The organism is Lederbergia graminis (assembly GCF_042655485.1).
Taxonomy (GTDB): domain Bacteria; phylum Bacillota; class Bacilli; order Bacillales; family Bacillaceae_C; genus Lederbergia; species Lederbergia graminis.
In genome coordinates, this window is record NZ_JBHSMC010000001.1 from 406334 (window position 1) to 432112 (window position 25779).

30 protein-coding genes and 1 riboswitch are annotated in these 25779 nt (G+C 33.2%); of the genes, 27 read left to right on the forward strand and 3 right to left on the reverse strand.

The window, feature by feature from the left end:
* The first annotated feature begins 14 nt into the window (after positions 1 to 14).
* Positions 15 to 905 carry a hypothetical protein gene (locus tag ACFPM4_RS02110; RefSeq protein ID WP_382347153.1) on the forward strand — a complete coding sequence of 297 codons (891 nt, stop codon included), beginning with the start codon at positions 15 to 17 and terminating at the stop codon, positions 903 to 905.
* Between the two features lie 33 nt (positions 906 to 938).
* Here ACFPM4_RS02110 and ACFPM4_RS02115 read toward each other — a convergent pair whose 3' ends face one another.
* The gene (locus ACFPM4_RS02115) at positions 939 to 1439 is read right to left on the reverse strand and encodes a GNAT family N-acetyltransferase (protein WP_382347157.1); all 501 of its coding nucleotides are present in this window, start codon (positions 1437 to 1439) and stop codon (positions 939 to 941) included.
* A 95-nt stretch (positions 1440 to 1534) separates the two neighbouring features.
* On the opposite strand from ACFPM4_RS02115, the gene ACFPM4_RS02120 reads away from it, so the two are divergent.
* From ACFPM4_RS02120 to ACFPM4_RS02230, 23 genes are all read left to right on the forward strand, one after another.
* Complete coding sequence (locus tag ACFPM4_RS02120; protein WP_382347160.1) at positions 1535 to 2524, forward strand: phosphotransferase; 990 nt, start codon at positions 1535 to 1537, stop codon at positions 2522 to 2524.
* Positions 2525 to 2617: 93 nt separating this feature from the next.
* Positions 2618 to 4414 carry a heparinase II/III family protein gene (locus tag ACFPM4_RS02125; RefSeq protein WP_382347162.1) on the forward strand — a complete coding sequence of 599 codons (1797 nt, stop codon included), beginning with the start codon at positions 2618 to 2620 and terminating at the stop codon, positions 4412 to 4414.
* A gap of 38 nt (positions 4415 to 4452) precedes the next feature.
* Complete coding sequence (locus ACFPM4_RS02130; protein WP_382347164.1) at positions 4453 to 4668, forward strand: hypothetical protein; 216 nt, start codon at positions 4453 to 4455, stop codon at positions 4666 to 4668.
* Positions 4669 to 4702: 34 nt separating this feature from the next.
* The gene (locus ACFPM4_RS02135) at positions 4703 to 5134 is read left to right on the forward strand and encodes a hypothetical protein (protein ID WP_144929007.1); all 432 of its coding nucleotides are present in this window, start codon (positions 4703 to 4705) and stop codon (positions 5132 to 5134) included.
* A 20-nt stretch (positions 5135 to 5154) separates the two neighbouring features.
* Entirely contained in the window at positions 5155 to 5898 is a 744-nt protein-coding gene (locus tag ACFPM4_RS02140) for a class I SAM-dependent methyltransferase (RefSeq protein WP_382347167.1), read from the forward strand.
* 216 nt (positions 5899 to 6114) lie between these two features.
* Entirely contained in the window at positions 6115 to 7032 is a 918-nt protein-coding gene (locus tag ACFPM4_RS02145) for an aminoglycoside phosphotransferase family protein (protein ID WP_382347170.1), read from the forward strand.
* Positions 7033 to 7122: 90 nt separating this feature from the next.
* Positions 7123 to 7947: a GNAT family N-acetyltransferase gene (locus ACFPM4_RS02150; protein ID WP_382347173.1), complete on the forward strand. Its 825-nt coding sequence runs from the start codon at positions 7123 to 7125 to the stop codon at positions 7945 to 7947.
* A gap of 183 nt (positions 7948 to 8130) precedes the next feature.
* Positions 8131 to 8313, forward strand: a complete 183-nt coding sequence (locus ACFPM4_RS02155) for a PspC domain-containing protein (RefSeq protein WP_382347176.1) — start codon at positions 8131 to 8133, stop codon at positions 8311 to 8313.
* Positions 8314 to 8377: 64 nt separating this feature from the next.
* A complete protein-coding gene (locus tag ACFPM4_RS02160) occupies positions 8378 to 9460 on the forward strand; it encodes a DUF3221 domain-containing protein (protein ID WP_382347179.1) in 1083 nt (360 codons plus the stop codon).
* 58 nt (positions 9461 to 9518) lie between these two features.
* A complete protein-coding gene (locus ACFPM4_RS02165; protein ID WP_382347182.1) occupies positions 9519 to 9926 on the forward strand; it encodes a VOC family protein in 408 nt (135 codons plus the stop codon).
* A 119-nt stretch (positions 9927 to 10045) separates the two neighbouring features.
* A riboswitch (cyclic di-GMP riboswitch) is annotated at positions 10046 to 10131 on the forward strand.
* Positions 10132 to 10218: 87 nt separating this feature from the next.
* On the forward strand, positions 10219 to 10779 hold the full coding sequence (locus ACFPM4_RS02170) for a WxL domain-containing protein (RefSeq protein ID WP_382347185.1): 561 nt from the start codon (positions 10219 to 10221) through the stop codon (positions 10777 to 10779).
* A gap of 98 nt (positions 10780 to 10877) precedes the next feature.
* Positions 10878 to 11915, forward strand: a complete 1038-nt coding sequence (locus tag ACFPM4_RS02175) for a DUF916 domain-containing protein (protein WP_382347188.1) — start codon at positions 10878 to 10880, stop codon at positions 11913 to 11915.
* Between the two features lie 122 nt (positions 11916 to 12037).
* Positions 12038 to 12226 (forward strand): hypothetical protein, encoded by a 189-nt coding sequence (locus tag ACFPM4_RS02180; protein WP_382347191.1) that lies wholly within the window; start codon positions 12038 to 12040, stop codon positions 12224 to 12226.
* A 74-nt stretch (positions 12227 to 12300) separates the two neighbouring features.
* Positions 12301 to 13212: a nucleoside hydrolase gene (locus tag ACFPM4_RS02185; protein WP_382347194.1), complete on the forward strand. Its 912-nt coding sequence runs from the start codon at positions 12301 to 12303 to the stop codon at positions 13210 to 13212.
* Positions 13213 to 13233: 21 nt separating this feature from the next.
* Positions 13234 to 14127 (forward strand): TIGR01777 family oxidoreductase, encoded by an 894-nt coding sequence (locus ACFPM4_RS02190; RefSeq protein ID WP_382347197.1) that lies wholly within the window; start codon positions 13234 to 13236, stop codon positions 14125 to 14127.
* A gap of 289 nt (positions 14128 to 14416) precedes the next feature.
* Positions 14417 to 16819 carry a trypsin-like peptidase domain-containing protein gene (locus ACFPM4_RS02195; protein WP_382347200.1) on the forward strand — a complete coding sequence of 801 codons (2403 nt, stop codon included), beginning with the start codon at positions 14417 to 14419 and terminating at the stop codon, positions 16817 to 16819.
* 97 nt (positions 16820 to 16916) lie between these two features.
* Positions 16917 to 17606, forward strand: coding sequence for a hypothetical protein (locus ACFPM4_RS02200; RefSeq protein WP_382347203.1), 690 nt, complete (start codon positions 16917 to 16919; stop codon positions 17604 to 17606).
* A gap of 34 nt (positions 17607 to 17640) precedes the next feature.
* Positions 17641 to 18417 (forward strand): class I SAM-dependent methyltransferase, encoded by a 777-nt coding sequence (locus tag ACFPM4_RS02205; RefSeq protein ID WP_382347205.1) that lies wholly within the window; start codon positions 17641 to 17643, stop codon positions 18415 to 18417.
* 244 nt (positions 18418 to 18661) lie between these two features.
* The gene (locus ACFPM4_RS02210) at positions 18662 to 19048 is read left to right on the forward strand and encodes a VOC family protein (protein WP_382347207.1); all 387 of its coding nucleotides are present in this window, start codon (positions 18662 to 18664) and stop codon (positions 19046 to 19048) included.
* A gap of 72 nt (positions 19049 to 19120) precedes the next feature.
* Positions 19121 to 19603: an NUDIX hydrolase gene (locus tag ACFPM4_RS02215; protein WP_382347210.1), complete on the forward strand. Its 483-nt coding sequence runs from the start codon at positions 19121 to 19123 to the stop codon at positions 19601 to 19603.
* 60 nt (positions 19604 to 19663) lie between these two features.
* Positions 19664 to 20395, forward strand: coding sequence for a nucleotidyltransferase domain-containing protein (locus tag ACFPM4_RS02220; protein ID WP_382347213.1), 732 nt, complete (start codon positions 19664 to 19666; stop codon positions 20393 to 20395).
* Between the two features lie 53 nt (positions 20396 to 20448).
* The gene (locus ACFPM4_RS02225) at positions 20449 to 21012 is read left to right on the forward strand and encodes a GNAT family N-acetyltransferase (RefSeq protein WP_382347216.1); all 564 of its coding nucleotides are present in this window, start codon (positions 20449 to 20451) and stop codon (positions 21010 to 21012) included.
* A gap of 49 nt (positions 21013 to 21061) precedes the next feature.
* Positions 21062 to 21520, forward strand: a complete 459-nt coding sequence (locus tag ACFPM4_RS02230; protein ID WP_382347219.1) for an NUDIX domain-containing protein — start codon at positions 21062 to 21064, stop codon at positions 21518 to 21520.
* Between the two features lie 79 nt (positions 21521 to 21599).
* Here ACFPM4_RS02230 and ACFPM4_RS02235 read toward each other — a convergent pair whose 3' ends face one another.
* A complete protein-coding gene (locus tag ACFPM4_RS02235; RefSeq protein WP_382347222.1) occupies positions 21600 to 22640 on the reverse strand; it encodes an NADH:flavin oxidoreductase/NADH oxidase in 1041 nt (346 codons plus the stop codon).
* Positions 22641 to 22791: 151 nt separating this feature from the next.
* On the opposite strand from ACFPM4_RS02235, the gene ACFPM4_RS02240 reads away from it, so the two are divergent.
* Both ACFPM4_RS02240 and ACFPM4_RS02245 read left to right on the forward strand, forming a co-directional pair.
* Positions 22792 to 23406, forward strand: a complete 615-nt coding sequence (locus ACFPM4_RS02240; protein WP_382347225.1) for a chloramphenicol phosphotransferase CPT family protein — start codon at positions 22792 to 22794, stop codon at positions 23404 to 23406.
* A 243-nt stretch (positions 23407 to 23649) separates the two neighbouring features.
* Positions 23650 to 23904: a hypothetical protein gene (locus ACFPM4_RS02245; RefSeq protein WP_382347228.1), complete on the forward strand. Its 255-nt coding sequence runs from the start codon at positions 23650 to 23652 to the stop codon at positions 23902 to 23904.
* Positions 23905 to 23972: 68 nt separating this feature from the next.
* Here the strand turns inward: ACFPM4_RS02245 and ACFPM4_RS02250 are convergent, their stop codons facing one another.
* The gene (locus ACFPM4_RS02250; RefSeq protein ID WP_382347231.1) at positions 23973 to 24821 is read right to left on the reverse strand and encodes an alpha/beta hydrolase; all 849 of its coding nucleotides are present in this window, start codon (positions 24819 to 24821) and stop codon (positions 23973 to 23975) included.
* A 138-nt stretch (positions 24822 to 24959) separates the two neighbouring features.
* Between ACFPM4_RS02250 and hisA the strand changes: the two genes are divergently transcribed.
* On the forward strand, positions 24960 to 25718 hold the full coding sequence (gene hisA, locus ACFPM4_RS02255; RefSeq protein ID WP_382347235.1) for a phosphoribosylformimino-5-aminoimidazole carboxamide ribotide isomerase: 759 nt from the start codon (positions 24960 to 24962) through the stop codon (positions 25716 to 25718).
* Positions 25719 to 25779: the final 61 nt, after the last annotated feature.

Genomic DNA, 25779 nt, shown 5'->3' on the forward strand with positions numbered 1-25779 from the left:
CGAGAGGAATAAACATGAAAGAGAGATTAAAAATTACTTTTATTGCAACTATCGCCTTTTACTTTTTCATCATGATGCACCGATATAACTACTTTGAACATGGAGATGATTACATCCTCCAAGCTTTATTTTATATGGCATTCAGCTTTTCCGTAGTAGGTCTAGAAGAAGCAATTCGAAGACAAAAAAACAAATTAAAAAATATTTTACTCATAGACTTTTCAGTAAGAGTTATCGTCCTAGTATTACATTTTATTTTTTTATTTGTACATATTAACATGTTATTGGCAAACATTATTGCGGGTGTACTATTTGCTGTGAATTTTTCTATTCAGTTATTTGTAATGAAAAAAAGTAAAAATGATATTGCTAACAGAAAAATTGAAGAAGTAACGAGTGCCGAAATAAAAAACTTTATACAAAATACGTACGATGGCAAGTTAGATTTCTTAGGTGTAAACTTCAAAAATAAATTACAAAAAGTTACTAGTTATCTTGAACTCTCTGGAAAAGGGAATATCGTAATAATTATACTATTAGCTGGAATCTTCATCACACAACTAATTAATAAACATATTCCTACTTTCATCTTAATAAGTGTTTTATTAACAGTTATCGTTCTCTACTTCTTTATTAAGATACACTTCGAATTAGGGAAAAGAGCCTTTCCTGATGCTTTTAAGACCAACATATCGGTTTGTTTCAATTTCTTACTTGGTTATCTAATATTATTCGTCAGTGAAGCTTTTTGGTATGAAAAACTAGGCATTATGAGGATTACAATGTGGTTTATTTCCATTCTAATGTTTTGCCCATTATTCATCATGAAATTTAAAGTAAGAGAACAATTAATTGTACTGTATAGAGAATACCAGCAACATAAAATTAACCACCCAAAAAGATAGAATCATTGATTCACCTTTGGGTGGTTTTCTATTCTAAAGAAATATCACCATATGATCTTCATCAAAATAGTTATTTTCACCAAGTTTCAATGCATTTTTTTCTGTTCCAAATACTTGAAAACCACATGTTAAATACAGTTTCTTTGCAGATACATTAGACGAAATTACTGACAAGTACACTTGTTCCAATCCTTCGATTTGCCGTGCTCTATGAAGTGCAGTATTTACTAGTAACTTACCAATGCCTTGCCCTCTTTTTTCAGATTTAACATACATACCCACAATATTTGCGCGGTGCCTTAACTTATCATGGGACTCTCTAACTAAAGTTACAATTCCAACAAGTGCTTCATGATCAAAGGCACCAAACGTATAAGCACCTTCATTTCTAAATCTTTCTCTAAATTGCTCAATTGGGCGTACATGTTCTTGTTCATAGCTAGAAGAAAATGCTTCGGGATGATTTTTTAGTGCTTCTAGCCGGATCACTCTGTAAACTTCCGCATCACATTCATGTAATAATCTAATTTTCACTCTATCACCACTTCATGTAAAATAAATAATAATAAACTTAATTTTATAATAAATGATAATTAAATGAAAATACTTTATATAATGGTGGTGGTTTTATGAATCTTTCCATATCTGAAAAGATAGTTTCATCTTGGGCAAAGAGGAATTCCGTTCCTTTAGGCTTATGTGCAAAGAATATAAAAGCAACATATATTTGGAACCCTGGTGGCTTTGTCAATCAATCCTATCAGATAACAGATGGAGAAACAAAACTACACGTTAAGTTTGTCAAAGAAGAAATGGTATCAAGTCTCTTGCAATGGAAACTAGTAAATAAGCAGTTAACTAAGAACTATTTTGCTCCAAAACTTGTATTTGAGATAAAAGAGGAAGTTTTACAAGGATATCCTTATGGACTAGTTTTCGAATATTTTGATGGGAAAGCACTATATACAATATCAAATCCTTTACCATTTGTTCAAAAGATAATTCCATTACTGAACAAGTTACATCAAGATCATTATCTTAAAGAGCTAATTAGTTTGAATAGGGCAGTTACGTATGCAGACACGTTTAAAGAAGAGTACATCACAAGGTTTAAGGAAGACTTGGACATTATTACGCAAGGGAAACAACTTTTATACTTTGTAAAAGATAATACGATTGATTGGATGCAAAAGGAAGTAGATAACATACAAGAAATGGTGTTGAGTCATCCGAACTTTCAAGAAGAGGCAACAGATGTTGTACATAACGATATCGGCTGGCAAAATGTATTAATTCAGCAACATAATTATTGCATTATTGATTGGGACAACCTTACCTTAGCCGGAGATGCTGCAATGGATTATTCTGTATTTCTTTGGCCTTTATATAAGACTACTAATTTCTCATACATTCGTGATTACATCGAACAAATAGTCGGTAAAAATATGATGGAAAGAATGGCATTGTATTTTCGAGCAAAATTGCTGGATGAAGTAATTGATGTATTAGCAGATTATATTGAAGCGGAGGAATTCCCTGAAGTAAAGCAACAGACGCAAAAACGAGCAAGGGAAATTCATCAAAGAGCAATTCAAGAATATAGAAAACTGTACAATTAAGAAAGAAAAGATGGTGAAATGGAAGGGCTTTCCGCAGCATGAGTCGAAGATAAAGTAGAGTAAATAAGTGCGAAAAATAGGTGGGAGGTAAAAATGAATAAAACTGATATTAAACGTCTTCTTATCAATAAGGAATGCCTGTTTCCTACAGGTAGGTTAGTAACATGGAAGAAGAATCTTAGTAGCTCATCAATACTTCAAGCTATGGTAGAGGAAATAAAAGAAGAGTCTATCAGACTTTTATCGGAGCCAATTCCAGAATTAAGTTATTCATTATTTAATATATTCGAGCAAACTGGAGAACGATTACAATATGAACGTGCCTATTTTGAGAAAAGACGTCGTTTAAATACATTTGCCATAATGGTATGGATAGATTCAGAAAATAAGGAGTACCGTGAACAACTTCATAATATTATTTGGTCTATCTGTAATGAGTATACTTGGTGTCTACCTGCGCATTTTAGTTATGATAAAAAAACTTCATATTCATTATACTCCCAACAGAATGAGGAAGTAGTAATTGATTTATTTGCTGCCGAAACTGGTTTTGCTTTAGCAGAAATATTACAGTTAATAGGTGAACATTTGGATCCGCTTATTAAGAAACGGGTGTATCAAGAGCTATATAAACGTATTTTTTGGCCATTTCAGCAGCAAACATTTGGTTGGGAAACCGCAACTCATAATTGGGCAGCTGTTTGTGCTAGTTCAATTGGTGCAGCTGCAATTCATTTATTACAGGACCACGAAGAGCTTTCCAGTATATTAGAACGAGTGCTTGTAACAATGGATTATTACTTAGAAGGATTCCAAGAGGACGGGACATGTTTAGAGGGTTATGGATATTGGGAATATGGGTTCGGTTTTTTTGTATATTTTGCTGATCTACTAAAAAAGAAAACGAATGATACAATCAACCTTTTTACATCTGAAAAGGTTCACCAAATTGCTCTTTTCCAACAAAAGACGTTCCTACATAAAAATAAACTAGCAAATTTTTCTGATGCAGTTCCAAGTAAAAATATTTTTATCGGCCTTAGTCATTATTTAAACACTATTTATGATGATGTCGAAATCCCTGAAAATGAACTACGTGCACATTATACAGAAGATCATTGTAGTCGCTGGGCTCCAGTAATCCGTAATTTACTTTGGTATCGTAAAGAGGCTAAAGGAAGTCCATGGAAGGATACCACTTTTTTTATGGAAAAATCTGCTTGGATACTATCGAGGAAAAATGGTCATGCATTTGCTACGAAAGGTGGAAATAATGAGGAGCCACACAATCATAATGATGTTGGTCACTTTATGTTACTAGCTGACGATGAAGTATTTTTACAAGACTTAGGATCAGGTATGTACACAAAAGATTATTTTGGTGCAAGACGTTATTCATATGTAACAAATGGATCACAAGGTCATTCCGTACCAATTATTAATGGTCAGTATCAAAAAGCAGGGGAGAAGTTTTCAGCAACTATTTTGGATGTTCAGATTGAACAAGATGTAGACCAGTTTTCACTCGATATGTCAAAAGCCTATAAACTGACAGAGTTAAACAAATTCACGCGTACATTTACTTGGGAAAAATCTGTAAAGCCTACTCTTAAGTTAGAAGATACATATAGTTTTCATCATCAACCAGAATCGATTGTGGAAAGGTTCATCACTCCGATATTTGAAATATCTAAACATGAATATGGAATTACATTACTCGGGAAACGAACTTTGAAAATTAACTATGATAAAAACAAGCTTAATTTAAACATAAAGAAACTTAATTACTTGAATCATTTTGGCGAAAAAGAGTACTTTTTTGCTCTAGATTTTACAATTATTAATCCGGCAAAATTTTGTGAGGCCCAGTTTGTTTTTCAATTTGAATGACAATTATTTGTATAGGAGAGAAAGGAGGTTATTTTTCCATGTTTAATATGAACAGGAAAGATTTGTTATTAATTTTAGCAGTTTTATTTATCTACTTGTTAATTGGTTATGTATTCGATATAGATCCATTAAAGGTTTTTATTTTCCGTGTAGACAGTTTCAGTATTAGTTTCTTTGGACTCATACTATGGATTGTTACGGTAATCCTAATTAGATATTTTCATCGAAAGAGTATAGAGAAAGTTGAAGATTAATTGACTTTGAATGAATCCTTAGGAGGATCACATAGTGATAAATAAAGGGACAATCATTATTACTCTTACAGGTATCGGCTGCTTGATTTTGAACTTTAATCATTTCTTGATGGGGAGTCCTGCAACTATTTTAAATTTAATTGCTACACTTGCTTATATCACAATTTGGATCTTTGTGTTAATAAACTCGGTAAAAATAAAAAATGGTAAGGCGCTAATTGTATATACTATTTTTTGGATTTTAACATTATTTTTCTCTATCCATATGGGATATGTTAATGTTACTGAAGTTCATGCAGATTGGGCAATTCCTTACGTAATTTTACTAATAACCCCATGGTATGGTATTCGCATTTTTGTTGATAGTTTTGTAATCGTATCGATCATAATAGCTTCTTTTTCTGCCGTAATGTTAACTGTTATTGCTGTATCATTCGTTAAAATGAAAAAAGTACGAACTAATTAAATATGTATTAGGTGGACGAAATGAATCTAATAAATTATGAGAATTTTTATAATAAAGTTGGCAAAGAAAATGGTTGGGATTTTAGTAAGTTGAAGGTCTTTGCAGAAGGAGTTCAATGGGATTTTTACGAAGAAGTAAGAAGCAAATCTCAAACTTCTGATGTACTTTTAGATATAGGTACAGGTGGAGGAGAGAATTTATTAAAAATCGCTCCTTATTTCCTTCTTTTAATTGGAATTGATTTGTCTCATGAAATGGTGGAAAGAGCACAATCAAATCTAAATAAAACTAGAGAGTCAAACGTTAGGCTTTTTCAAATGTCTTCTGAAGATATACAGTTCCCAAAGGAGTTTTTTGATGTAATCACGTGCCGACATGCTCCATTTTCTGCAAGAGAAGTTGCCAAGGTTTTAAAAGCTGGTGGTTTTTTTCTGACACAGCAGGTAGGAGAAGGGGACAAGTTTAATTTAAAGAATGCATTTAATGTCCCGCTTAAAAGTAATGATGGGACATTAAAAGAAAAGTATATGAAGGAATTGATGGAAGCGGGCTTTATGAATATTCAAAGTTATGATTACAATGCTATTGAATATTACCAAAGTCCTGAGGATTTAATATTTTTACTGAAACACACACCAATTATTCCAAACTTCGGCGCAAATAAGCAGGACTTTGAAACGCTAAAACATTTTATTAAAGATAATCAAACAAAAAAAGGAATACAAACAAATTCACAGCGTTTTTTAATAGTTGCTAAAAAGTAGGGTCTGTTAACGTTCATTGTTGTTAACAACTTAGTTGATTGTAGCGGATGTACACGAGACTCCTGCGGGAACAGCACGAGCCGAAGATCCACTTGGCAAAGCGGTTTTCTTTGCCAAGTTAGCTGAGGCCGTGCCCGCGGAAAGCGAGTGTACAGGAGCGAAAATCAATAACAGAGTTTAACAGAGCTAATAAGTAAAAAGGAGTGGATAGATTTTATGAATGAGCCAAATCTCTTCAAACAAAGTGAGATTGATCGTATTCAAAATCGTTTTGGAAAGAGTTTTTATCAAAAGGTTTTAAGAGATGTAGCAGTCTATTCCAACAGGTGGAATTTAATTAAACTAAAATTTATCCCTTCTTATTCAGCAAATATAGTTTTCAAGTGTTATTCTGATACCTTCGGTAATGTAGTATTAAAAATAGGGAATCCCTCATCAAAAGAGATACGGACAGAATTCAATACTTTAAAAGAGTACAGGGGTCAAAGATTCATCCATGTTTTTGAGGAAGATATTGAAAACGGAGTTATATTAGAAGAGTATGTTAAACCGGGAACTCCTTTAAGGAACGAAGAGTCCCTCGAAAAGCGACTTTCTATATTCTGTTCACTTTATGAAGGATTACATGTTGAACCAGAAAATGCAGCAATATATCCGACCTATATGGATTGGGTAAGTAGAATTACTGAATATATGAGTCGTAGACAAGATTTTCAGGAATTGTACTTATATATGAAAAAGGCAGAGGACATTTGCTTATCACTAACTACTAAATTTAGTAAAATGTTGCTTCTTCATGGTGATTTTCATCATGATAATATATTATTGGGTCATGACGGAGTGTATAAAATCATTGATCCTAAAGGGGTAATCGGAGATCCTATTTTCGATATTCCAAGGTTTATTCTAAATGAATTTGAAGATGAAATTACTCCTGATTTATATATGAAGATAAACAATGTAATTACCTTTCTAGAAAAAAGATTACATATTCCAAACGATATCATAAGGAAATGTCTGTTTGTGGAAACTGCAATGGGTATTTGCTGGTGTGTAGAAGATGGTGCCACATTAGAAAGTGCTCCAAATCTTATCCAAACAGTTGCCTTTGCAGATACTATATTAAAAAGTTGATTCATTTTTCATAAACTAGTTTGCTAACAGCTTTCACATTAGTTTCAGTTGTAGAACAATTCAGGAAAACTATTTTCGGGAAGTGATAACGTGTCGGTATTTTTAACGAAAGAGTTAGGAGAAAGATTAGAGGATGCGGAAGTAATCACTTTATTCTCACGTCTTTCAGCTATTAAAGAAATCGATGGAAATCCAATGCAAGTGGACATTCAAAGGTTTGGGAATGCAACTGCATTTTCAGCAAAAAATATACCTGGTCCTGCATTTAATACTGTAAAAGGTTTAAAAGAAGGAGACCAACCTTACATAGACGAAATAATCCAATTTTACAATAATAAGAATATCCCTGTACGCTTTGAATTAACTCCTGCTCATACTTCATCAGAATTACTTACATATTTAAATAAAAAAGGATTTTATCAAATCGACTTTCATTCATCCCTCTACATGCCTTTAAAATTAGAATTGGATAAACAATTAATGGTCCATGATATTTCTATTCGAGAAATTAAGAAAGAGGAATTTAGTATTTTTTCAGAAATATATACTAAGGGTTTTGGAATGCCCTCATTTCTACAAGGGGCCGTAGCCCAAAATAATGCTGTACTATTTGATCACCCTGGATGGACTTTTTATCTCGCGTTTTTGCAAGGTACCCCGATAGGATTAGGAGTCTTACATATAAATAATCAAATCGCAACACTCTCTGCCGCTACAACAATTCCAAGCTTTCGTAATAATGGAGTTCAATCGGCTTTAATTAAGCAACGTATGTATAAAGCATTAATGAAAAATTGTGAACTTATAACAGGTCAAGCAAAGTATGGGTCAGTGAGTCAAAATAATATGGAAAGAGCCGGTATGAAATTAGCTTATACTAAGGCGATTTGGGTGAATAAATCCGAAACTTTTTAGTTAATTATGATAATGGTATTATTGATGTAACAATATAAACAATAAGTTTAAGTAATTTTGAAGCATATTGAATTTTAATACGTATGTATTAATAGATGAATTACATTTGGGCAATTAACACTTTTTTCTTAGGTATATGTAAGGAATCCCAATTATAAATAACTTAAATAATGGAGGAATTTCATGAAAAAAAGATTACGTAGATCAGCGACAGATCGATCATTAACAGGTGTTTGCGGTGGGATTGCTGAATATTTAGGGGTGTCTTCATTTGGCGTAAGGTTATTATTTATCATTGTACCCGTTTCATTCCTTTTTTATATTATTCTTGCAAATACAATCCCAGACAGCAGATCATCTCTATAATCAACTATTTTACAAAGGGAAGTGCAAATAATTGAAAAGAGGTCGATATTTTTTTGTATTTTTGATGTTAGCAGTTATTCTGACCGCATGTAATACAAAGATGACGATCATCAATACATTTGATACGGAAATACAACCTCCCACAACTTATAAACACAGTCCGAAACCGTATGTTAAAGGGATTGAGGATATTGAAGTTTATAGTCTACCATTCGGCATTGATGGCTACGATGAAATGGAAACGTTTTATGAGGATACTAATAATGAGGTGCCATCAAAAATAAGACTTTTAACTTTTAATGTTTTTGGGACGGATGTAGTTGATTTAAATTACAACGGAGAAGATATTGAGATAGTTATAGATAACATTGCAAGTGACATAGGAGCGGAAGGTATTACAACCATTACATGTGAAAATATTATTAAAGAGACAAATAAGACAAGAATTAACTTCTTCGCTACTGGCTGTCCAGATTATCCTAATGGTACAACCGATCTTTTAGAAATAAACTTTGACTTGAAACGGTATCAATTTGATTTTCAATTAATGTATGGTGAAAAGCTTGTTAATGAAATAAATACATGGACGAATACCATTACGGAAAATAATGAAATACAAGCTTTAACACTGCCAACTGAAGTGAAACAAGAAGTATTGAAAAGGCTCATCTTTCAAAATCTCTTGGAAGCAGAAGGTGAATTCTATACTACATGCAGTGCAGATAATATTAATTCTTATAAATTTATAATGGGAGAAAGAGAATTCTATTGGAATAATTGTGATCACAGTAGAGCTGCGATTGAATTAACAAATATAGCTGAATATATCATCCAGCAAGCAAAACAGAAGCATGATAACCATTCTGAATTAATCGTTCAAGGTTATATTATCCAAGTAAATGAAGACTCACTCGTTATCGGTGAAAATTTGAACATACTAGAATATAAGCAAATTCAACAAGGTATTCAAGATGGTACATTAGATGCTTATTTATATGACTTTTTAGAGTTACAAGATATTAATACGAAGAAATTCAAAGCAGGCGATAAAATTCAAGCGACAATTGGCGGTGAAATAACAGAAGGAAAGCCAAGTATTGCAAAGGTGAAAAAAATTGAATTAATAGAAAAACCAATATTAGAGTGATTTCTGCATATTAGTAATCACTTTTTTTTGGTGAAAAAAATGGTTGGAGGAAAGTTCGATGGGACAAAAGTTAATAAGAGTAGGGACAACATATATTCCTGTAACAGATGTAGATATTGCAACTGAATGGTATGTTACAAGATTAGATGCAGAATTAAGTTATAAAGACAATGATAAAGCAATAATTAACCTTGCTGATCAAAGCTTTTTTCTTGTGAAAGCGAATGAAAAACAAACTGCAAATTTTATTGATTATAAAGGAAAAGAACAATTTTCGCTTACATTCGAAGTAAATGGTATAGATGCTTTAGAAAAAATACATAAAGAATTAATAAAGAAGGATGTTATTGTAGGAGATATAGAGGACAGAGGACACGCTGGAAGAAATTTTGTTTTTCATGATGTAAATGGTAATAAATTTGATGTTTGGAGTGAGCTGAGTCCAAAATATCACAGGAAATTATAAGCAACTTTGGTAAAAATCAATATCTATTCAACTCTCGTTGTTTTTAATATTATTAGTTTCAGAGAGAACAACAAAATAGGACATAGATAAATAGAGTCATAGTTTTGTTCTAATCTCATTCTTAATAAAGGCAAAGTTGCTTGAAAAACGATGACGCAAAGCCAACAGACCTAACGCGATTTGCTATGGTGGCTGGGCTGCTGAAGAATGGAGAATGAAACAGACTTTTTTTTGTGGAATTCGAAATTCTTCCGATGCAAAAACACAAATTTGTTTTGGAGGGATATTTTTAATGAATAAATTTAAAGAACTTGCTTTACGGATAGTCGCAATGGGGTTTGTCGTAGGTGCATTTGCAACTTCATCCTTTGCTAGTTCAACAGCAATTACAGGTGGAACATTACAAAAAACGGAGCCAACTATTGGAAATTTTTCAGCTGTTACATTAGATGGTACTATCCAAACAGCAGATGCAGATTTTGGTACCTTTACCGTAACAGATGCACGCGGAAGTGGTGAAGGTTGGGACATTTATGTAGAAGCAACTCAATTCACTACAGGTGAATTAGAAGGAGCAAAAACACTTCCATTAAATTCCTTAACTCTAAAGAAAGCGGAAGTTACTCCACTAGCAGGATCTTCTGATATAAGTACTTTTACAATTTCAGATTCAAGTACTATCGACAACGGTACTGGTGGTTATAAAATCTTATCAGCAAATCAAAATGGCGGAATGGGTAAATTCGATATTTCATTCCCTGAAAAGGCGCTTGTATTAACCCTAAACCCGAAAGATGTAAAAGCTGGAACTTATACTTCCACTATTACAGTTAACTTTAATGCTGGCCCATAATAACTATAATTTCTAGAGATTAAGTCATAAAGACTTGGTCTTTTTTTTATAAATTTTTCCATCTTGGGTAAAATACGAAAAGATTGGAGGTCTAGTTAATGAAGTTTTTTTATTCTTTGTTCGTAACATTGGTTACAGTATTTTTCCTTATCCCCTCTTTGCTAGTCAATGCAGATGAGAATATAGCGCCAATCATTGTGGAACCGATTTATCCCGATAATCAGATTAAAAGTACGAAAGGATATTTTGATCTAATTGTTGATGAAAAATCAAGCCAATCGTTAAACGTACGCATTAAAAACAATCAAAATAAAACGTTAATAGTTTATATTGAAGCGGCTAATGCGTATACGAATCCTAAAGGTGGAATCATGTATGAAGCGGAAATGTCTTCACCTCATACCTCTTTACTCTCAGATGCAATTCAACTGAAGGATTATATTACAGTTACAGACAGTGTCATCATTCCACCTTATTCTCAAACAGTCGTACCACTCACTCTTCAAGTACCTGAAACGAATGCGGCTACGATTTTAGGAGGGGTACGTTTTAAAACAATTAATGAAGATGCAAAAAAAGATAAGGTACAGAATAATGAAACAGCTAATTTTATCTTAAAAACTGAATCTGTTCATGCGATTGCAATTCAACTATCCCTCCCGAATGAGACAAAGCCAGATTTCACATTTGGAAGTGCTAGCTTCTCGCCAGAAAATAAAGGTGAAATTCTTTTGGAGATGATCAATAATGCCCATTACATTCAAAAGGATATTAATGGGACATATATTGTGAGTGATGAAAGAGAAAATACATTATTTAGCGGAGAATTTCAATCCATTAAAATGGCTCCAAAATCAAAAATCAATTTTCCAATATCATGGAACCATTCTGTCATGGAAGATGGTATGTATACCCTAGAAATCAAAGTAAATATAAACGGAATAGAAGTATTGGATAGTAAAACATTTTCCATCAAACAAAAAGATGTCCAAGAATATATAGAGAAAAATGGTGCAATTAATCCTAATGTGAAGGTAACAGAAAAGACAGCCTTACCTGTTTGGATATGGCTTATAGCAGGTTTTTTATTTGGTTTAATTATGTATTTAATTGGCAGAAGAAAAAACACTACATGATCAACTCTAAAAAAGAGTTGATTTTTTTGTTATTATTGAAGCCTTTACTTCCATTGATTCGTAAAAAGGTGAACCGTTAATAAAGGGGAGAGGTAGTGTTGATAATCCTAACTCTTGTACTAATGGCGATAATATTTTGGACTATTAGCATATTTCAGTATGTTAAGTTCTGGAGAAACTTTAAAAATATAAATGTCGGAAATGTTATCTCCAATGAATTTGTAGATGATTCAACTAAAAGTATTAAATTCGGTATCATATTTTTTGCGATCGGTTGTAGTCTTTCCCTAATTGCAATTTTATTGAAGTAATCTTTTAAAGGATTTTTTCTCTTGTTAGGAGAACTATCTAGTATACGACTCTTTAATATGGAGGCTAGGACTATATGTTTCAAAAGATGGACGATGTTACGTTACTAAGAAAATTAACTCCGCCAACATCCAAGGTTAGAATGATTCTGGATACGGATACCTTCAATGAGATTGATGATCAATTTGCAATTGTTTATGCATTATTTTCTCAAGAAAAATTACAAGTAGAAGCAATCTATGCCGCTCCATTCCTTAATAATCGTTCTACAAGTCCATTGGATGGAATGGAAAAAAGCTATGAAGAAATTTTAAGGATTTTAAAAAGAATTAATATGTCTCACGATAATTTTGTTTATAAAGGATCAAATACGTTCTTAAACAATGTAAATGAACCTTTACAAAGTGAAGCAGCTAATGATTTAGTAAAAAGAGCAATGGAAACACCAGATGATGAACTGTTATATGTCGTTGCAATAGGTGCAATCACTAATATCGCGTCTGCTATATTAATAGAACCAAAAATTATCGAGAAAATTGTAGTGGTATGGTTAGGTGGTCATGCTTTACACTGGCCAAATACAAGTGAATTTAATTTACAACAAGACGTGGTATCTGCCCAGACCGTATTAAACTGTGGTGTTCCGTTAGTATTAATTCCGTGTATGGGTGTTACCTCACATCTTCATACAACTCTTTCAGAAATGAAGCAATTCGTAAAAGGAAAAGGAGAAATTGGTGATTTCTTAACAATGCGCTTTGAAGAATACCATGACAATCACTACGCGTATTCCAAAGTGATTTGGGATCTTGCGGCGATTGCATATCTAGTCAATCATCATTTTATTCCAACGCAAATTATCCATAGTCCAGTTTTGACCGATCAGCGCACATATAGTGTTGATGCTTCTAGGCATTTCATCCGTTATGCCTATCATGTAGACAGAGATGCCATATTTAGAGATTTTTTTACAAAATTAGAGAAATAAGTTTGAAATGAGTTGTTAACTATGAAGAAGAAAATCGTGATTGCTGGAGGTACTGGTTTTATAGGTAAGTATTTTGAAAATAAGTTCAAAACCTTAGGATATGAAGTGAAAATTATCTCCAGACAATCTCCAAATATTTCATGGGATAATAAACATGAAATTGTTGATGCATTAGAAAATGCTGAAATGTTAATAAATCTAGCAGGAAAGTCGGTCAATTGCAGATATAATGATAAAAATAAAGCAGAAATTCTTAATTCAAGAATAAAAACTACTAAAATATTAGGAAATGCTCTATCTGAATGTAAAAATCCACCTGGTCTTTGGATTAATTCAAGTACTGCAACAATATACAGACATGCCGAGGACCGTGCAATGACAGAAATGGAAGGAGAAATTGGCAGTGGGTTTTCAGTAGATGTTGCAAAACAATGGGAGCAGACTTTCTTTTCATTTACTTTACCAAAAACTCGTCAAGTTGCTCTTAGAATTTCCATTGTATTAGGTGGAAGCGGAGGTGTCATGACCCCATACAAATATTTGGTGAAATTTGGCCTTGGAGGTAAACAAGGCTCTGGTGAGCAAATGTTTAGCTGGATCCATGTAGAGGATTTGTATAATATTCTTCTCTTTATTAAAGATAGAGAAGACATGAATGGAGTAATTAATTGTTCGACCCCAAATCCAGTCACAAATGAAACATTAATGAAAGAACTAAGAGTAGCATTTAATCGAAAGTTCGGTTTACCTGCAGCAAAATGGATGCTTGAATTAGGGGCAATTTTAATTAGAACAGAAACAGAATTAATTTTAAAAAGTCGCTGGGTCATACCAGAAAAATTATTACAGTATGGATTTTCCTTTCAGTATGACACAATCGATAAAGCATTAAACCAAATCATTGCGGAAAATTGATAGTTAAATGCTAAAAATCCACCAAGTAACGACTGGTGGATTTTTATTTGTTGATCCTAAAGTTTCATTTTTCAGACTGAAAAAATTCAATATATCGACATTATCTATCCATTTCACTTTACCTACAAGTAAGTTATTTAACATAATATGGAACCTAAAAATTCATTTTATGTAATAGCTTTATGGATAAGCAATTTCTTTCTCGATTGACATACATATACGATTAAGGACTTTTTTAAGCATATAAATTTTTTAAAAATTGCTTAGTGATGAAAGTGAGGATTGATGGATGATTGATAAATTGAGATCTGTAAAAGGACTGTACCTTTTTCTTTTTTTCATTACGTTATTACTCATGAGTTTCATCCTGTTACTTCCTAATCAGAAAAACGCCGAAGCAAAATCAATTGATGAGTTTCGTAACAGTGTTGTAAGAATTTTATGTATGGATGTTACTGGTCGAATGTACACAGGTACTGGCTTTGCAATTGGCTTAGATAAGCCTGTAAAACATATTGTTACAAACTATCACGTAATTGAACCAAATCTCGAAGATGTTCACATCTTGATTACTGATAATAATCGAATGAAAGCAAAAGTAATTGACTATGATCAAGAAAAAGACATAGCCATTCTCGAATTAACCGAAGAATTAACGAATAGAGAGCCACTAGAAATTGGGAATGTTGAAAGTGTTAAGCCTGGTCAAGAAGTATATGCACTTGGTTTTCCTGGGGATGCAGATCTTATTGATGATTCTCCTTCAGGTGATCCAGATGATGTTTCAATTACAAAAGGGATAATTAGTAAAATTACAACACAAGAAGGTAGAGGGATTTTTCAAATCGATGTTAGCATTAATCCTGGTAATTCAGGTGGTCCTCTAATCAATGATAATGGTCATGTGTTAGGAATTAATACGTTTACCGTTACGACGGCAACTGGAATTAATGGTGCAGTCCGAGTGGATGAACTAATTCCGATGTTAGATTCTCTCAAAATAAAATATATGACAGCAGATGATCAAGAGCAGGTGGATTCAAGTATAACTAACTCGAAAAATCCAAGTTCAGAAGAAAATTCTTTTCCATTCATATGGGTGATTGTGATCGCAGGTATTGCGTTACTGATTATGATGGTAGGGATAATACTAATCATGATATGGAAGAAACAACGCAACGATAGTCAAATTCATCAAAAATCTCTCGTTATTACTCCTAATATGAATGTGGAATATAAGCAAGATGCAGTAGCACAACCTAAGAAAAAAACAGCAAAATGGCTTTGGATTGGGATTGGAGCAGGTGCTTCATTAATAATCATTATAAGTATCAGCGCCATATTTGTTGTGAATCATTTCATTTTAAATAACAGCAATTCCACTACTACAAATGATTCTCCAAAAGATAAGCAACAACAACCTCAAAAAGATGATGATGAACCTGACGATGAAGAAGATATCGTGATAAATGAAGTAATGGTTCCAAATCTTATTAATTTAAATGAAACTGAAGCAACTACATTATTGGAGCAAAAAGGGTTAATTTTAGGGATGATATCGTATGTTGAAAGTTTGTACGTAAATAAAGGAATCGTCATAAAACAATCCTTACAGGCCGAGCAAAACGTAAATGAAAATGAAATTATTGATATTGAAGTAAGTAAGGGAATTGCACTGCCATTCGACGAAGAATCGGTTAAATCACAGCATCTAGATATCGTATATGAATATTGGGACAATGGGTATAATCTAAATCAAGATAAGGATTATATAGGTGCTTTACGTCTATATATACAAGCAAGAGATATGGCCAATATTCTATATGAATTTGATGGGAATTTTGATGCACAGTATGCAATAGGTGTACTAAATCGAAACATTTCCCTAATGAAACGAACACTAGGTTATCATGCATATGCTTTATTAGATATCCAAAATAGTGTTGTACAGCTAGAGGAATTACGAGCAAAAGATTCGATATTCCAAAAGAATCCTAAGGAATTAGGGGATTCATATGGGGATTTATCCTATCTCCAGATATTAAATGAATTGCCAAATGAAGCAGTCGAATCTGCTCAAAAAGCCATTGATATTAATTCCACTTCCAATCTTTTTATTGTCAATCTAGCACATGCATATTTATTCTCCAATAATTATGAGGAAGCTTTCCAGCTCTACTCTCAACATAAATATGACCAAGTAACAGATCAAGTAATATTTGCCGATTTCGTATTACAGGATTTTGATTACTTTAAAGAATTAAATATCACTCATCCCGATATGGATAAAATTATTGAACTATATTCCAATCTTGATATAGAAGATGTTAGTGATGAAGAAGAAATCATTAGAACAATAGAAGCAAATGCAGATGCAATGGAAATAGAAAGTGTAGAGGAGTATATGAATACGATTGACCCTCAAACACCTAATTATCAAGTAACAGTGGATATTACTACAGATTTCTTCCAAAATTATGATAATATAAAAGTTGAGCTTCAAAACATTGAATTTTTAGAAATTAACGAGAATACTGCAAATGTAAAATTGGAGCAATTCCTTACATGTACAGACGGGACTAATCAGTTGGAGGCACATACAATATTTATTCACCATCTTGTAAGGGCAGATGAAAATAACAATAATGATTATAAATGGCTTATTCACTCAACGACAGAAATACAACAATAATTAAAATAACCCACTTGGGTGGGTTATTTTTTAGTGTTTTATAATGAATCTTCTTATTAATGTAAGCGATGTAATCTATAAAAAAGGAGGATGCGTAATGAGTAAGAAATGGGTATTAATCATCAGTATCATTTCGCTTATGGTTATTATCATCATTGTTGCAATTAGTTTTAAAAATTCACAAGACAGTCGAAAGGATAAAATAAACGAAGTAGCTAATAATTTACAAGAAAAAATGGAAGAGAAATATGATATTACGATTACTAAAAAAGAGGGTTATTATTCAAAGGATATGGGTTATGGTGTTACATTAACAACGGACAATGGAATTACATTTGATGCCTGGGAGCGCAAAAACGATGTTATTGACTTTTATATGGAAGAAGTATGGAGAACGCAAGTCTTAAACAAATGGGGATACGCACATAAGTATATTGATAATATAAAGAAAATCGATGTAAATGTAGGATTTCGAGATGGAGTAAACAAAGATATAAATCTACTTTTCAAAGAAATAGTAGATGTAAAAAATGATTTATGGCTTACTATCTACATTGATTTAGATGTCCCATATGATAAGAATAAAGCTAGAAATATAGAAGAAGGTGTACTAAATTACTATTTTCAATTACAGAAAGATGAAGGAGATGGAATAGAGTTAATCATTAGACATAAAGAAAACTCCAAAAAACAAGACACTGGTTCTTATTTGATTATTAGAGATGAAGACGGAAAACTCCCAACAATTAATAATGTGGAGGATATTGCAGATACATTTTTTAATTAATTGGCTTTATTATCAATTGAAAGGGTGAATATTTATGAATCTCCAAAGTATCCAAAACAAAAAAGCATGGGAATATCGTGCTTACGAATTTTGGCATAAAAGAGATGGTACACCTCAAGAAAAAGCCGAAAAAATAAAAGCTAATCCTCTTGCTTTCTTAAAAAAACACCAACAATATTTTACTGAAATAAAGGATAAAAAGATTGCTAATCTTTGTGGTTCAAATGGAAGAAAAGCTGTTCCATTAGCATTACTTGGAGCAGATGTCACTGTATTTGATATATCAGAAGAAAATAAAAAATATGCACTTGAACTAGCAAAATGTGCTAACACAACAATTGATTATATCGTAGGAGATATATACGATATCGACTTAAAAAAGTATGGAGAAGCGTTTGATATTCTATATTTAGAAGGCGGTATCCTTCATTACTTTGCTGATATTAATAAATTCTTGTACATTCTTTACAACTTACTAAAAAACGGTGGAAGATTGATTCTTAGTGATTTTCATCCACTTAGAAAATGTCTAACTGCTAATAGAGTACAATTTAACTATTTTGATAATGAATTGCATAACGGGGATGTTGCATATAAACATTTCTTCTCAGAAGAAGAACATCATAATTTCCCAGATGTTTTGATTAAATCCTATACTTTAAGCGAAATTATAAATAGTGTCATTACAGCAGGGTTTACATTACAAAAGTTTGAAGAGCACCATGGTTGGAAAGGTGAAAATATACCTTGGGAGTTTACTATTATTGCTGAAAAAGATAGGGGAGGGTTGAAGTGTAGAGTATTAGTGTAAGTATATTTATGTTCCATCTTTGGTGAGTTTTTTTTAAGTGTGGTATGTCTAAATGTAATAAGCTCTCGCTTCCATAGACAACGTAGTGGAGCGAGAGTTTCCATCTGCAAGTAATTATAAAAAAGGACATATGACTCCATTTTACGAGTGAAAGTTTTGATATTAACAGGAGATATCTCATACTTAGTAGAAATAGACAAAAGATGTATTGTTTTTTTACTACTTACCATAAGGAGAAATGTCTATGAAAGCAAAAATTAATTTAATTACAATTTTAACGAATGATATCACAAGGATGACTCAATTTTACCGTGATGTTATTGGATTTACTGTATCAGGAGAATCTCCGAACAATGTTGAATTTGAAAGTGAAGGAGTTAGATTCGCAATTTGCAGTAGAGAAATTATGTCAGAAATTACAGGTAATCATTATTCTTTCCTTGAAGAAAAAAAAGGACAATCATTCGAACTTGCTTTTCCATGTGATTCGCCTGAAGATGTGGAGAAGACATATAAAGGATTGATTGGTAAAGGTGCTACAACCATCAAAGCACCCGCGCAAATGCCTTGGGGACAAACGACTGCTTTCTTCGCTGATCCAGATGGAAATATACATGAGATTTTTTGTTAATAACAATGAGGTGATGAGCAATATTCCCATAGTTAGAGTATAGTCTTTTTAATTTCAGAGGGGGATTCAAAAATGAAGATGCCAACACATATTGTAGCTGTCGGTGGAATTATTGAAAATAATGAAGGATTCATTTTATTAGTTAAAACTCATCATGGTGGCTGGGTTTTTCCGGGTGGACAAGTGGAAGTTGGAGAAAATTTAATCGATGCACTCAAAAAAGAAATTAAAGAAGAAAGCGGAATAGATGTAGAAGTTTCAAACTTATTAAATGTTTCTTCCAATACTTCTATTTATAAATGGTACGATAATGTGACAGATGTTCCAACAAAAGTAATATTAGATTTTATATGTTATCCCATTAGTGGCGAGTTAACCACTTCAGAGGAAACATCCGAAGTTCGTTGGGTGGAAAAAAGTAAAGTACTTGATCTAATTACTGCACCAGCAATTCGTAGCAGATATCAAAAGTATCTAGATTTTAATGGAAGAGTACATTATATGGAATATGCCACAAAACCCCAATTTGATCTGAAATTAAATCAGACAATATAACATTTGATATAAAAAAATAAACCATTTGATATAAAAAAATAAACTCTAAAGAGGTTCAGAATGAATAAAGATATTCAGAAACCTTCACCTATGGATGCAGCGTTAAAGTTCGTTAATCAATATTTCCCTGACTGCCAAGCAGCGCTACTTGCTGGAAGTGTTGTCAGAGCAGAAGCAACGGAAACGTCTGATCTCGATATTGTTATATTTGATAATAGTATTCAAACTTCCTATAGGGAGTCTTTTATTGAATTTGGTTGGCCAATAGAGGCATTTATCCATAACCTGAAATCTTACAAATATATATTTGACCTAGACTATAAAAATGCTAGACCATCGATGCAACGAATGATTCTAGAAGGAATTGTATTAAAAGATACTAATGTGTTGGCTAATTTGAAACTAGAAGCTAAAAAGATATTAGAGCAGGGACCTGAAGAATGGACAGAAGAAACGATTACAATAAAGCGTTACTTCTTGACGGATACTTTGGAAGATTTTATAGGAAATAGAGATCGGGCTGAAGGAATTTGTATTGCGGGGACGTTAGCAAACTTACTTCACGAATTTGTGTTAAGAACGAATCGCAAATGGATAGGATCCTCCAAATGGATGATGCGTGCATTAAAACAATTTGATGCTCATTTCGCTTCATCTTTTGCCGAAGCATTCGATACTTATTATAAGGATGATAATAAAACTAAGGTAATCGACCTAACTGATTCTGTTCTAGCAGCACATGGGGGAAGATTTTTTGCAGGTTTTACACATGGAAGAAACAATAATAATTAGGTATACTCAAAATTATAGAAAGATTTAGTTTAGTAAGAGAAAAGAGGCATTATATGTATAGAGATAATGATTTAACTATTCGTCCCATCGAGGAACAAGATTTGTATCGACTATGGGAATTGATTTACAAAGATGATACTCCTGAATGGAAAAAGTGGGATGCACCTTATTTTCCACATAGCTCGAAGCCATACGATGAGTTTATAGAGGGAGCAGATTCCTGGATAAATCAGGAAGACTTTTGGGTTATTACGATTAATGACACTGTTTGTGGTATCATCTCCTATTATTTTGAAGTTGATCAATCAAAATGGTTAGAAATGGGAATCGTCCTTCATGAAGCACATAATTGGGGGAAAGGCATTGGAACGCGAGCATTGAAACTTTGGATGAATCATATATTTACTACTCTTCCACAAGTACGAGTTGGATTAACTACTTGGTCCGGCAATTATCGTATGATTCGAGTTGCTGAGAAATTAGGTATGCAATTAGAGGCACGAATCCGCAAAGTGAGATACTATGAGGGGAAATACTATGATTCTATTCGAATGGGAATTTTACGAGAAGAATGGGAATCCTTAAATCTAATGAAGAGCTCTGATACAGTGAATTAGATAATTTATACTACTGTGTTCGTTTTAAATGGAAAATGGGGGGAGTATTATGGCTATATTAGTAAATAAAAATGGACATATATTTCTAGATTTTCTCTATATAAACGAGGACGATATTGATAAATATACAATTGACGCTCCTTTGACTCATTCACTAGTTGTTGCAAAATATAATAATAAATATCTACTAATGTTTGATAAATGGAAAAAATATTGGGAACTTCCTGGTGGTGTAAGGGAGAAAGATGAATCTGCTCGGGAATGTGCAATCAGAGAACTTTACGAAGAGACAAATCAAAAGGTTGAGACGCTAGCATTTAAAGGATTAATGAAATTTCAACTAAAACCAGATAATCGATTAGAATCTGGAGCACTTTTTAGTTGCGAGATTACCACTCTACAACCATTCGAGGAAAACGATGAAGCTGCTGAAATCATCTTTTGGGATAAGACGGAAAAGATAGGATATATCGATGAAATTGATGCTAAATTACTAGATTATTATTAAACGTAAAAGGCAGAATATATAATGTAAAAAAGAAGACCTTTCCCTAATTGGAACGGCCTTCTTTATTGTCTAAAAAACATTACTTTTTAAAACCTCTTACATACTGTTCAGGTGGTTCAATCTGTCCAGATAATTGTTGTATAGCATGGAGTGCCCAAAATGGATTTACGAGCATTCCGCGACCAATCGCCACTAGTTCCGCATCACCATTTGCGATAGTCGCTTCAGCAAGTGCAGGATCTTCTAAAATACCAACAGCAATAACTGGAACATTTAGAGCTTCTTTATATGCGCGTGCGAATGGAATCTGATATCCTGGATGATTCGCTGGTTTTACTTTTCCAGCTGGAGCTTCTCCACCACTTGAAATATGAAACATATCGACACCAGCATCTCGATACTTTTTCGCTATATTAATCGAATGCTCTAATCCATACCCGCCATCCATATATTCAACTGCAGATATTCTGAAAAGAAGCGGCATATCATCCGGCATGACACTGCGTACTGCTCGAATTACTTCCACACCAAAGCGAGATAAGTCTTTGCCATATTCATCATCTCTGTTATTAATTGCCGGAGAATGAAATTGGTGCAGTAAATAACCGTGAGCACCATGAAGTTCTATCGTATCAAAACCAGCTTTAACCGCACGTTCAGCAGCATCTTTGAATTTGTTTACCATTTCTTTAACTTCAGCTGTTGTTAGTGCTCTTGGTGGATGAGGATCTCCTTTTCTTCTATCTGTAGTAATTGGTATATTTGATGCACCAATAGGTTGTATGGCATCTTGTGCTTTTCTACCCGCATGTGCTATTTGAATGCCAATCTTTGTCCCATATTTATGTACTTCATCGACAATTCGCTTAAAAGCTGGGATTTGTTCATCTGTCCATAAGCCGAGATCATAATCAGTAATCCGTCCATCTGGTTCCACATCGGTCATTTCAACAATTATTAAACCTGTACCTCCAACAGCTCTTGAAACATAGTGCACAAAATGCCAATCATTCGGGATCCCATCTTTTGCTTCTACTGAATATTGACACATCGGTGCCATCACAATTCTATTTTTTAATTCCAATCCTTTTATGGAAAAGGGAGTTGATAACTTTGCCATGAATCAAAAACACTCCTTTTTGTTAAGATCACCCACATTAATTATAAGTTTCCTTATTCATATATGAAAATAAACTGCTTAACAGATAAAGGTATCAACTTTCTATAAGGAGAATATGAAAAAGTAAATCATTAATACGGAGGTTTTTAAAATGGTGCAAACGAATAATATTGGTCAAATCATTATACTTAACGGAACTCCTAGGTCAGGGAAATCGAGTATAGCAAATGTAATTCAAGAATCATTTGAAGGGGTGTGGATGAATATTGGTGTAGACCATTACATGAAAATGATACCGCAACGTTTTCAGCCTGGTATAGGATTACGCCCAGGAGGTGAGCGTCCTGATTTAGAACCCTACATTGTTCAAATGTATATTGCTATGTATGAATCCATCGCCGCACATAGTCGGTTAGGGTTAAATGTTGTTGTGGATGTTGGCCATCATGATGGATATTCCGTTTCTAGAAATATTCTCCCTACATGCGCGCGAATATTAAGTGGTCTTCCTGTCCTTTTTGTAGGTGTCTGCTGTCCAATTGACATTGTGATGGAAAGACGAATTAGCACTTGGAAAGCAGGCTATAATGATGACGGTTCTATTCCAAAACCAGTAGCGCTATGGCAAGAGCTTGTCCATTCACCAGGAATCTATGATTTACAAGTAGACACATCTTCATTAACACCAAATGAATGTGCAAGCTTAATTAAAGATAAAATCAATAACGGATACACCTCTGTATTAAAATCTATCGAAAATTTATGAGGAGGTATCACTTGAAAATGAAGAAAAAGAATATATTCATTTATTTATCGCTCTTGCTTTTAATCATTTCTCTGATAGTTAACTTCCAACTTTATAAATACTCTTTTTAAATTAGGCCATTACTCGTCAATAGATTGGGAAGAAACATTACATCAAGTAGACGGTAAAATATCTTTAGCACAATACACAAGGCATCTACATACATACCAAAAAGAGTATAGCTATATCCCTGGGCTTCCTATGTTGGATACGCTTTTTCCAGCTATCGTTGATGATGTATATTATCTTGAAAAAGCAATTAATAAAAATGAAAAAACGAATGACATAGTAGATGACATAAATAAGAATATGTTATTTACCCAAAACGTGTTAACTGATTTGGAAGATGAGTTTGGCGAAGATGCTATAAAGTGGTATAAAGAGCTTTCATCTAGTAATTCTGAAACAGCCAAAAGATTTCTTGAACGATTTAATGAGGAATTAGTTCGAGGAAAATAAGAGAATCTTTAAATCGGCTCAACATAAAGGAATAGTTGCTTCATGTTGAGCGTTATTTTGGCTAAACTTTATAAGCGTGGATTTATCCATGTCAGAACATTTTCCAATGCATTATCACATTGATTAATATTCCAATGTCGATGGAGACCCTCCTCAAACATCACAAACTTTTTATCTTCAGTAGAAACGGAGTTCAAGAAAGAGGATATAGAATCAGGATGAATGATAGGATCTTGTTGATCATAAAGACACAAAAATGGAAAACGGAATTTAGGTGTCTCTAATAAGGCACTAATGCCATTCTGAATTAATTCCATTAGCCAACGGGGAGTGTATTGTAATGTAAATAATGGATCCTGGATAATGTTTTTATCCGGTTCTGGGATCAGATGATTGAACGTTCGAATTTTTTTCAATCTGCCCATCCATTTGAAAGGTTCAATCGCCAGATTTGGCGTTACTCTGGAACAGAATTGCAATACTTTTTTTAGTAACATAGGAAGTTGAATCCGAATTCCTAATGCAGGGGATGATAAAATAAATCCATTTGCTTTATGAGGGCATAGTTGACCATAGCGAATTGCTATTAAACCACCTAAACTATGTCCAAAAATAAACAATGGTGCAGATTCATATCTCTTTTTAAATAAATTAATTAATATTTCCAGGTCATCGATATAGTCTGAAAAATGATTTACATGCCCACGAGGTCCGCCAGATTTTCCAAACCCACGTAAATCAGGAGCAATTATTCCAATATTCTCTTTCATACAAGTTTCACCAATATGTGCATAACGTCCCGAATGTTCTCCCGCTCCATGAATTAATATTAAAAAACCTTTTGGTTCTTGAGGTATCCATGCACGGAAAAAAAGTTTTACGCCATCGTTTGCAGTAAAATGACCAGTTCTATACATGTCGAACACCTCCAGAATTTGTTGTAATGTTAAATTACCCTTTTATCATCTTTTTACACTTAAAAGTGAACTATCTTTCAGATAATTCGATTTTAGATTATAATATCCATAAAAGAGATGAGGATGGAGAGGGAGAATTTGAACTTTAGACCATGTATCGATTTACACCAAGGAAAAGTGAAACAAATTGTTGGAGAAACATTAAACGAACGCAACGAAAACGTTATTGAAAATTTTGTATCCACCTATGACTCCACCTATTATGCTTCCATGTTCAAAAAGGATCGTCTAACAGGTGGACATGTAATTATGCTAGGGGATGGAAATCAAGAAGCAGCAGTTCAAGCTTTAAAGGAGTATCCACAAGGATTACAAATTGGTGGAGGGATAACTGCAGAAAATGCATCTTTTTATTTAGAACAAGGTGCATCACACGTTATCGTGACATCCTACATATTTCATAATGGTGAGTTAGATGAAGAACGATTACAAAAAATTGTCCAAGAAGTTGGAAAAGATAGATTAGTAATTGATTTAAGCTGTAAGAAAAAGGACGATAAATGGTTTGTTGTTACGAATAAATGGACACAATTTAGTAATTTTGAAATAACTCAATCTTCGATCAAAGAAATGGAAAAATATTGTGATGAATTTTTAATTCATGCTGTGGATGTAGAAGGAAAACGAAGTGGTATCCAAGAAGACCTAGTGAAACAATTGGCAGATTGGGTCTCAATACCAACTACTTATGCAGGTGGTGCACGCTCGATAGATGATTTAGAAGCTTTTTATCGTATTACAAATGGTAAGTTAGATATTACGATTGGAAGTTCACTTGATATATTTGGTGGAGACTTATCTTATCGAGATGTTATTACATATTGTAAGGACAAATAACGCTAATAGTTTACGCCTTAAAAGACCATTCTAAGTGTATGGTCTTTTTTTATTTGAACTT